The organism is Brevundimonas sp., from assembly GCF_036677305.1.
Lineage (GTDB): Bacteria > Pseudomonadota > Alphaproteobacteria > Caulobacterales > Caulobacteraceae > Brevundimonas.
In genome coordinates this window covers 1-7976 of record NZ_JAKFEB010000264.1, presented here as the reverse complement: position 1 = coordinate 7976, position 7976 = coordinate 1, and the positions used below count along the sequence as shown (strand labels likewise).

General features: G+C 70.4%; 8 protein-coding genes. 3 read left to right on the top strand and 5 right to left on the bottom strand.

Translation table 11 applies throughout. The features are described from left to right. Both V6M42_RS15185 and V6M42_RS15180 read right to left on the bottom strand, forming a co-directional pair. Positions 1–954 (bottom strand): PA domain-containing protein (locus V6M42_RS15185; protein ID WP_442880988.1); only part of this gene is annotated, 954 nt, incomplete at its 3' end. Positions 955–1027: 73 nt separating this feature from the next. After that, on the bottom strand, positions 1028–2023 hold the full coding sequence (locus V6M42_RS15180) for a sensor histidine kinase (RefSeq protein WP_332659901.1): 996 nt from the start codon (positions 2021–2023) through the stop codon (positions 1028–1030). Between the two features lie 202 nt (positions 2024–2225). Here V6M42_RS15180 and V6M42_RS15175 point away from each other — a divergent pair, with 202 nt between their 5' ends. Continuing rightward, positions 2226–2609, top strand: a complete 384-nt coding sequence (locus V6M42_RS15175) for a response regulator (protein WP_332679254.1) — start codon at positions 2226–2228, stop codon at positions 2607–2609. A 35-nt stretch (positions 2610–2644) separates the two neighbouring features. Here the strand turns inward: V6M42_RS15175 and V6M42_RS15170 are convergent, their stop codons facing one another. After that, positions 2645–3850 (bottom strand): NAD(P)/FAD-dependent oxidoreductase, encoded by a 1206-nt coding sequence (locus V6M42_RS15170; protein ID WP_332679253.1) that lies wholly within the window; start codon positions 3848–3850, stop codon positions 2645–2647. Between the two features lie 49 nt (positions 3851–3899). On the opposite strand from V6M42_RS15170, the gene greA reads away from it, so the two are divergent. Together greA and V6M42_RS15160 are read left to right on the top strand one after the other, a co-directional pair. After that, entirely contained in the window at positions 3900–4376 is a 477-nt protein-coding gene (gene greA, locus V6M42_RS15165; protein WP_332679252.1) for a transcription elongation factor GreA, read from the top strand. Between the two features lie 188 nt (positions 4377–4564). After that, the gene (locus V6M42_RS15160; protein ID WP_200943577.1) at positions 4565–4717 is read left to right on the top strand and encodes a hypothetical protein; all 153 of its coding nucleotides are present in this window, start codon (positions 4565–4567) and stop codon (positions 4715–4717) included. Between the two features lie 17 nt (positions 4718–4734). Here the strand turns inward: V6M42_RS15160 and V6M42_RS15155 are convergent, their stop codons facing one another. Together V6M42_RS15155 and V6M42_RS15150 are read right to left on the bottom strand one after the other, a co-directional pair. Continuing rightward, on the bottom strand, positions 4735–6423 hold the full coding sequence (locus tag V6M42_RS15155; protein WP_332679251.1) for a response regulator: 1689 nt from the start codon (positions 6421–6423) through the stop codon (positions 4735–4737). Continuing rightward, positions 6420–7919: an ATPase domain-containing protein gene (locus V6M42_RS15150; protein ID WP_332659909.1), complete on the bottom strand. Its 1500-nt coding sequence runs from the start codon at positions 7917–7919 to the stop codon at positions 6420–6422. The genes V6M42_RS15155 and V6M42_RS15150 overlap by 4 nt, the downstream gene beginning before the upstream one ends. Positions 7920–7976 lie beyond the last annotated feature (57 nt).

Here is a 7976-nt window from a genome sequence, read left to right as displayed (position 1 = left end):
GCCGTACAGCACCGTCTCCTCGGGATGCGTCGCCCCCGGGATCCGCGCCAGGATGTTGCGGCTCTCGATCCGGTCGGCGGTCTGGCCGAAGTCGATCGACATCGTCACCCCGTCCAGCGTCACCGGACTGAACTCCGGCGTCCGCGCCGCCTGCCGCAGGGCCGCGTAATCCAGCCCCGCGTCGGCGAACAGCTGCTCGGCGACGGGCCCCTGTATCCAGCCCTGCGCGGGGACCCGCTCGGCGTCCGGGTTCGCCCGCACGATGTCGAACTTCGGCGCCGTCGACGACCCCTCCAGCACGCTCCAGCCATAGCCGGCGCCCGCCGTGTCGTGGATCACCAGCACCGCCGCCGCCCCCTGCCGCGCCGCCTCCTGGAATTTGTAGGTCCAGCGGCCGTAGAAGGTCATCGCATTGCCGTCGAACTTCCCGGCCACCGGATGCCCCTCGGGCGCGCCGAAGTCGGGGTCGTTGACGATGACCAGCAGCACCTTGCCCTTCAGGTCCATGTCCTTGAAGTCGTCCCAGTTCCGCTCGGGCGCGTCGACGCCATAGCCGGCGAAGACCACCGGCGCGTCGCTCACGGTGATGCGGCTCACCGGCCGGTCGCTGGAAACCAGCACCTGTGGCCCCCGCTCCAGCGCCCGCGTCTGTCCGCCGCTCGAGACCGTGATCGTCGCCGGCCCGTCCTGCCGCGTCCGCCCCAGCTGCGCCGCCTGCACCCACGACCCGTCCGGCCCGCCCGGCTCCAGCCCCAGCGCCTGGAACTGCCCGACCACATAGTCGACCGTCTTCTGCTCGCCCGGCGTCGCCACGCCGCGCCCCTCGAATTCGTCCGAGGCCAGCACCCGCACATGCTCGTTCAGCCGCGCCCCCTCGGCGCGCTGGGCGAAGGCGGGTGCGGCGGTCAGCAAGGCTGCGACAGCGGCGGCGAGGATCAATCGGTGCTGGATCATGCGACCGTTCTAGCTCCTTCGATCAGAGCCCGTCACTCCCACGGACGTCACCTCCGCGTGACCCGCCTGAGCCTCAGACGACCAGCTTGCCGGTCTTGATCCGAAGCGTCGCGATCAGGCCCTCGGGCGGCCAGGCGTATTCGACCCCGCCCCCGAATGCCCGGGTCATGATCCGGTCGAGCAGCCGGTTGCCGAACCCCGTGCCGGGGCTCGGGGGCGTCACCAGGGGTCCGCCGCGCTCGGTCCAGACCAGCACGGCCTCATCGCCCTCGATCAGGCAGGCCACATCCAGCAGGCCCGCATCGGCCGACAGCGCTCCATGCTTGACCGAGTTCGTCGCCAGCTCATGCAGGACCAGCGCCAGGTTGGTCGTCGCCGCTTCCCCGATGCCCATCCGCGGGACCGACACCCGGATGCGTCCGCTGAAGGCGCCGAGATCGTCATAGGGTGTGAGCAGGACCGAAATCAGGTCGCCCAGCAGGGCGGCGTTCTCGGTCTGGCCCGGCACGGGCCGCACCAGATCATGCGCGCGCCCCAGGGCCGTTAGGCGCTGGCTCAACTCGCGCGCCATGTCCTCCTTGGTTTCCGAGGACCGCGCGGTCATCGAGGTCAGGGCGCCGGCGATGGTGATCAGGTTCTTGACCCGGTGGCTCATCTCTCCGGCCAGAAGCTCATGCGCCTCCTCGGCCTGTTTGCGGCCGGTGACGTCCAGGAAGACGCCATACATGACACGCCCCACGATGCCCTCGTCGTCGCCGCGGCCTCGCGCCGAGATCCATCGGACCTCGTCCCCCACCATGATGCGGAAGTCGATTTCATAGGGGCCGACGATCCCGCGCGTCGCGCTGAACGCCGCCCGCACCCTGTCGCGATCGGCGGGGTGGATATTGGCCGACAGGTCTTCGAAGGTGACCGCGGCGCCCGAAGGCACCGTCCAGAGGTCGAAGCCGATCTCGTCCATCGTCAGACGATCGGTGTCGACGTTCCACGCCCACAGGGCGACGCCGGCCGCCGTCACGCCGAGCCTGAGGTGTCGTTCATCCCAGACCGGGCCGGTGGTTTGCTGCATGGCTCCGCACGACCCTTCGATTGTCCCCCGCGCCGATGCCCGGCGGCGGGAGGTGCCGCAGACGCTTGGACCCAAACAGCCGGCGGCGCCACCGGAAACCCCGCTGCAACGTCACGACGCACCGGATCGACAGGAACAACGGGGGACGGGCGAGGTTACGGAGGTCCTCGTGCAGGACCCTGCGCGACAAGGGCATTTTGAAATGAACAGCAGGGGGCGCGTCCTCATAGCCGAGGATCAGGCGCTGATCGCGGCCCTCATCGAAGCGACGCTGGATGAGGAGGGGTACCTTGTCACCACGGTCCATTCGGGCTCCGACGCGATCGCCGCCCTGGGCGGATCGACGCCGCCCTTCGACGTGCTGGTCACCGACATACGCATGGAGCCGGGCCCCGACGGCTGGACGGTGGCGGCCGCAGCCAGGGAGGCCAGGCCGGAGATCGCCGTGGTCTATATGACCGGCGACAGCATGGCCGCCTGGAGAGCGCGGGGCGTGGCGGGCAGCGTCCTGCTCGCCAAACCGTTCGTCCCCGAACAGGTGCTGGCGGCCATCGCCGGCCTTCTGGAGGGACGCGCTGACCCTTGAGGGGGACCTCGTGCGCTACCCGGTCGCCTCCGGCGTCACCGCCCCGCCAGCCACCTCACGACGCCATCCGCCGCCACCGCTCCCGACGCCATCGACGCCTGCAGCAGATAGCCCCCCGTCGGCGCCTCCCAGTCCAGCATCTCCCCCGCCGCGAACACGCCCGGCATGGCCGTCAGCATCAGCCCGTCGTCCAGCTGGTCCAGCTTCACCCCGCCCGCCGACGAGATCGCCCGCGCCAGTCCCTGCACGCCCGTCAACGTCAGCCGCACCGCCTTGATCCGTTTCGCCAGCTTGTCCGCCCCCGGCGGCAGCTCGCCCGGTATCTCGCGCAGCAGCCCGACCGCCGACGCCGACAGTCCGCCCGCCTTGCGCAGCCAGTTGGTCACGCTGTCCTTGCCGCGCGGTTTGGCCAGCCGCCCCGCCAGCCCCTCGACCGACAGATCGGGCCTCAGGTCCACGGTCAGCACCGCCGTCCCGTCCCGCTCGATCGCGTCCCTCAGCCCCGCCGACAGCGCATAGACCGCCCCGCCCTCAATCCCGTAGCGCGTCAGCATCGCCTCGCCGCGCACCGTCTGGTCTCCATGCGTCATGGCGACCGGCTTCAGGGGCTGACCCGCAAACCGCTCCGCGAACACCGCCGACCACGCCACGTCGAAGCCGACATTCGAGGGCCGGAACGGCGCCGTCTCGACCCCCTCCAGCATCCCCGCCCACGCCCCGTCCGAGCCCAGCCGCGGCCAGCTGGCCCCGCCCATGGCCAGCACCACCGCATCGGGCTGTTCAACCGACTCGCCCCCGGGCGTCCCGAACACCCACGCCCCGTCCCTCCGCCCGACCCAGCGCGACCGCGTCCGCACCTCGACCCCCAGCCCGTCCAGCCGCGCCAGCCACGCCCGCAGCAGCGGCGAGGCCTTCATGGCCCGCGGAAACACCCGTCCCGAGGAACCCGTGAACGTCGCCTGCCCCAGCCCCTCGGCCCAGCCGATCAGATGCGTCGGCGAGAACCGCTCCAGCCACCCGGCCACCGTCCCGCCCGCCGCGCCATACCGCCCGACGAACCCCTCCATCGCTTCCGAATGCGTCAGGTTCAGCCCGCCGCGCCCGGCCATCAGGAATTTGCGCGCGACCGAGGGCATCGCCTCATGCACCACCACCTTCACCCCGGCCTGCGCCAGCCGCTCGGCCGCCATCAGCCCGGCCGGCCCGGCGCCGATCACATGCACTGTCTTCATCTCGCTCATCGCTCCCTGATGGACCGGAACGCCGCAAGCCGCCATACGCTCATCCCCCATGAGCGTCGCCTTCACCCGCGAGGAGGATCTGGAGGCCACGGCCGCCGATCTTCCCGACCGTCCCATTTCCCCGCACCCCAACCTCGTCACGCCCTCGGGCCTGGCGGCGATCGAGGCCGCCCTGGCCTCGGCCCGCGCGGCCTATTCCGCCGCCCAGGCGAAGGGCGACATCGAGGCCGACCGCACCGCCATGGCCCGCGCCACCCGCGACCTGCGCTACTGGTCCGCGCGCAGGGCCACCGCCCAGCTGGTCGAGACCGCGCCCGACGGCCGCGTCCGCTTCGGCGGCTCGGTCACCATCGAGCGCGAGGACGGCCGGGCCCAGACCTGGCGCATCACCGGCGAGGACGAGGCCGACCCGGCCGCCGGTTCGGTCAGCCACGTCTCGCCCCTCGCGGTCGCCCTGATCGGCAAGACCGTCGGCGACGAGGCCGTCGTCGCGGGCCAGTCGGTGGAGATCGTCGCCGTCGATTGACCGTAACGGTTGCCCCGGCCCCCGGCATGCCCCACCTTGGGGAACCCAAGGCGCTCCAGCAGCGCTTCCTGCGCTCAAGCCGCGCCAACATTCCTGCGCTCAAGCAGCGCGACGCGCGGTAGCGCCAACAACTCCTGCGCTCAAGTAGCGCGAAGCGCGGTAGCGCCAACAAAGAGAAAGAGCCGCCGATGGCCCGTAAACCCAACTACAGCTTCGAGCGTCAGGAACGCGAGCGCGCCGACGCCAAGAAGGCCGCCGAAAAAGCCGCCGCCAAGGCCGAAAAGAAGGCCGCCGCCGCCGCTCGCAAGGAAGCCGGCCTGCCCCCGCTCGAGGACGAATAGACCCCCGCCGTCACGCCTCAGCCCGCCGCCGCCCCCGCCAGCGACCGCGACAGTTTGCGGGCCAGTTCGGCCTGGGTGAACGGCTTGTGCACGATCAGCCCCTCGCTGACGTCGGTCAGCGCCTCGGCGTCGACATAGCCGGTGGCGAACAGGATCGGCGCGGTCGGACAGCGCATTCTCAGCTCGCGCGCCAGGTCGGCCCCGTTCATTCCGGGCATGGCGAAATCCAGCAGCATGGCGTCGATCCTGGGGTGCCGGTCCAGCTGGTCCAGCGCCGCTCCGCCGCTGCCGGCCTCGACGACCTCGTAACCGAGATCGGTCAGGAAGCCGGCGGTCACTTCCCGCACGGCGTCATCGTCGTCGACGACCAGGACGACAAGACCGGCCTCGCTCGCCGTCAGCAGTTCATGGCTCGCCGCGTCCTCCCGCCGGGGCGCCGAGCCGGCCCGGGGCAGGAAGACGCGAATCGTCGTGCCGCGGCCGACCTCGGTGTCGATACTCACGCCGCCGCCCGACTGTTTGGCCAGGCCGAACACCTGACTCAGCCCCAGACCCGATCCCTTGCCCACTTCCTTGGTGGTGAAGAAGGGCTCGAACACCCGGGCCAGAACCGCGTCCGTCATCCCGGATCCCGTGTCGGTGACCGACACCACCACATGGTCCCCGGCGGGCGGTTCCTCGGGCCGTTTCGGCTCGCCGGTCGTCACGTTCTCGGTGCGGATCAGCAGGGATTCGCCGACCGCCATGGCGTCCCGCGCATTGATGGCCAGGTTCAGGATCACCAGCTCGATCTGGGTCGGATCGATCATCGCCGGCCACAGGTCGGGATCGAGCTGCGGCGGCTCGATCCGCACGCTGCCGCCGATCGCGCTCTGCAGCATGTCGCCCATGCTGCGCACCGTCTCGTTCAGATCGACCGCCCGCGGCTCCAGCTTCTGCCGGCGCGAGAAGGCCAGCATCTGGGCCGTCAGCCGCGCGCCCCGCGCCGAGGCCTCGCTCATCATGTCCAGCCGGCGGATCACCCTGGGATCGGTCTCGCCCTTCTTCATCTGCTCGACATTGCCCATGACCACGGTCAGCAGATTGTTGAAGTCGTGCGCCACGCCGCTGGTCAGCTGGCCGACGGCCTCCAGCCGCTGCGCCTGCCGCAGCGCCGATTCCGCCCGCTCGCGTTCGGCGATCTGGGCGGCCAGCTGGCGGTTGGCCGCTTCCAGCTCGGCCGTGCGGTCTGCCACGCGCCGCTCCAGCAACGCCTCGGCCCGGCGGATCTCCTCGATCCGCTCCCGGGCCTCATACTGCCGGTGGCGTCCGCGCAGGGCGGTGCGCACGGCGCTGACCAGGGTCGTCGGATGGAAGGGCCGCTCCAGGAAGCCGACATTGCCCAGCGTCACCGACAGCCGCTTGGCCATCGGATTGCGCTCCACGCTGCCGCCCCGATGCGTCAGCACCAGAAACGGAAAGTCCGACCACGACGGCTGGCTGTCGATCCAGTGCGACAGACCCGACAGGTCGCTGTCCCTCAGCGCCTCCTCGACCAGCACCGCCATGCCGGCCCCCGCGCGCATCTCGTCCAGCAGTTCGGCCAGGCCGGCGCAGATCCGCGTCGGCGCCTTCGCCTCGCCCAGGATGGCGGCCGCGATCGCGGCGTCGCGTCCCGTGGGGGCCAGCACCAGAACCCGTTCCGACAGATCCCCGCCCCGGCTCATGCCGAGGCGTCGCCCATCAGGCCCGAGCCCTGGCCGACGAAGTTCGGCACCCCGCGCAGCACGCCCTGGAAGCCGCTCAGGGGTTCGCCCAGCGTCAGTCCGTCCTCGCCGATCTCGAACTCGCGGATGGTCTTCTCATGTCCGCCCGCGCGCTTCTTGATCACCGACACGGCGCGCCGCACATGGCCCAGCGCCTCGAAATAGCGCAGCAGGATGACGGTGTCGGCCAGATAGGTCACATCGACCGGCGCCTTCATGTCCCCGACCAGACCGTGCTGCGCCACGGTCAGATAGGTCGAGGCCCCCTGCCGGTTCAGATACTGCAGCAGTTCGTGGATGTGCAGCACCAGGAACTGCTCCTGCGGCATGGCCGCCTGATAGCCGTTCAGGCTGTCGATCACGACCGTCTTGATCTCCTGCTCGGCGACGCCCCGCCGCACGCGGGCGGCGAACTCGCCGGGCGACAGCTCGGCCGCGTCGATCTGTTCGACGATCAGCTTGCCGCTCGCCTGCATCGCCTCAAGATCGATGCCCAGGCCCTTCATCCGGTCGTAGAGCAGGCCCAGCTCCTCGTCGAAGATGAACAGCGCCGCCTTCTCGCCGCGCGCGATCGCCGCCGCCGCGAAATTGACCGCGAACAGCGACTTGCCCGTCCCCGCCGGCCCCAGGATCAGGGCGCTGGAGCCGCGCTCCACCCCGCCGCCCAGCAGGGCGTCCAGCCCCTCGACCCCGCTCGACATCGCCGTGCGGTCGAAGCTGGTCCGGTGCTCCGAGGCCACGATGCGCGGATAGACCTCCAGCCCCCCCGTCTTGATGGTGAAGTCGTGATAACCGCCGCGGAACCGCCGCCCGCGGTATTTGATCACCCGCACCCGGCGCCGCTCGGCCCCGTATTCCGGCGCCAGCTCCTGCAGCTGCACCACGCCGTGCGCCACCGAATGCACCGTCTTGTCGTTGATGTCCGTGGTCAGGTCGTCCAGCAGCAGCACCGTCGCCCCGTGCCGCGCGAAATAGTGTTTCAGCGCCAGCACCTGCCGCCGGTAGCGCAGCGAGCTCTGGGCCAGCAGGCGGATCTCCGACAGGCTGTCGATGACCACCCGCTTGGGCTTCACCGCCTCGACCCGCTCGAAGATCATCCGCGTCGTCTCGCCCAGCTCCAGGTCCGAGGAATACAGCAGGCTCTGCTGCTGCTGTTCGTCCAGCAGGCTCTCGGGCGGCACCAGTTCGAAAATCTCCAGCCCCTCCAGCGACCAGCCGTGCGACCGCGCCGTGCCGCGCAGCTCCTCCTCGGTCTCCGACAGGGTGATGTACAGCGAGGCCTCGCCCAGCCGCGCCCCTTCCAGCAGGAAGCTCATCGCCGCTGTGGTCTTGCCCGTCCCCGGGTTCCCCTCCAGCAGATAGACCCGGTCCCGCTCCAGCCCCCCGGCCAGGATGTCATCCAGCCCCTGGATGCCGAATGCGGCCTGCACGGCCGGTGTTTTCGCGTCTGTCTTCATGGCCCCTCTCATGGCTTGAGCTGAGCCGTAACGCACGGGAATGGATAAGGTTACACC

Coding starts and splice junctions, on each gene's coding strand:
- V6M42_RS15175 (WP_332679254.1), top strand. CDS start 2,226: ATGAACAGCAGGGGGCGCGTCCTCATAGCCGAGGATCAGGCGCTGATC.
- V6M42_RS15155 (WP_332679251.1), bottom strand. CDS start 6,423: ATGAGCCGGGGCGGGGATCTGTCGGAACGGGTTCTGGTGCTGGCCCCC.
- V6M42_RS15160 (WP_200943577.1), top strand. CDS start 4,565: ATGGCCCGTAAACCCAACTACAGCTTCGAGCGTCAGGAACGCGAGCGC.
- V6M42_RS15180 (WP_332659901.1), bottom strand. CDS start 2,023: ATGCAGCAAACCACCGGCCCGGTCTGGGATGAACGACACCTCAGGCTC.
- V6M42_RS15150 (WP_332659909.1), bottom strand. CDS start 7,919: ATGAAGACAGACGCGAAAACACCGGCCGTGCAGGCCGCATTCGGCATC.
- V6M42_RS15170 (WP_332679253.1), bottom strand. CDS start 3,850: ATGAGCGAGATGAAGACAGTGCATGTGATCGGCGCCGGGCCGGCCGGG.
- greA (WP_332679252.1), top strand. CDS start 3,900: ATGAGCGTCGCCTTCACCCGCGAGGAGGATCTGGAGGCCACGGCCGCC.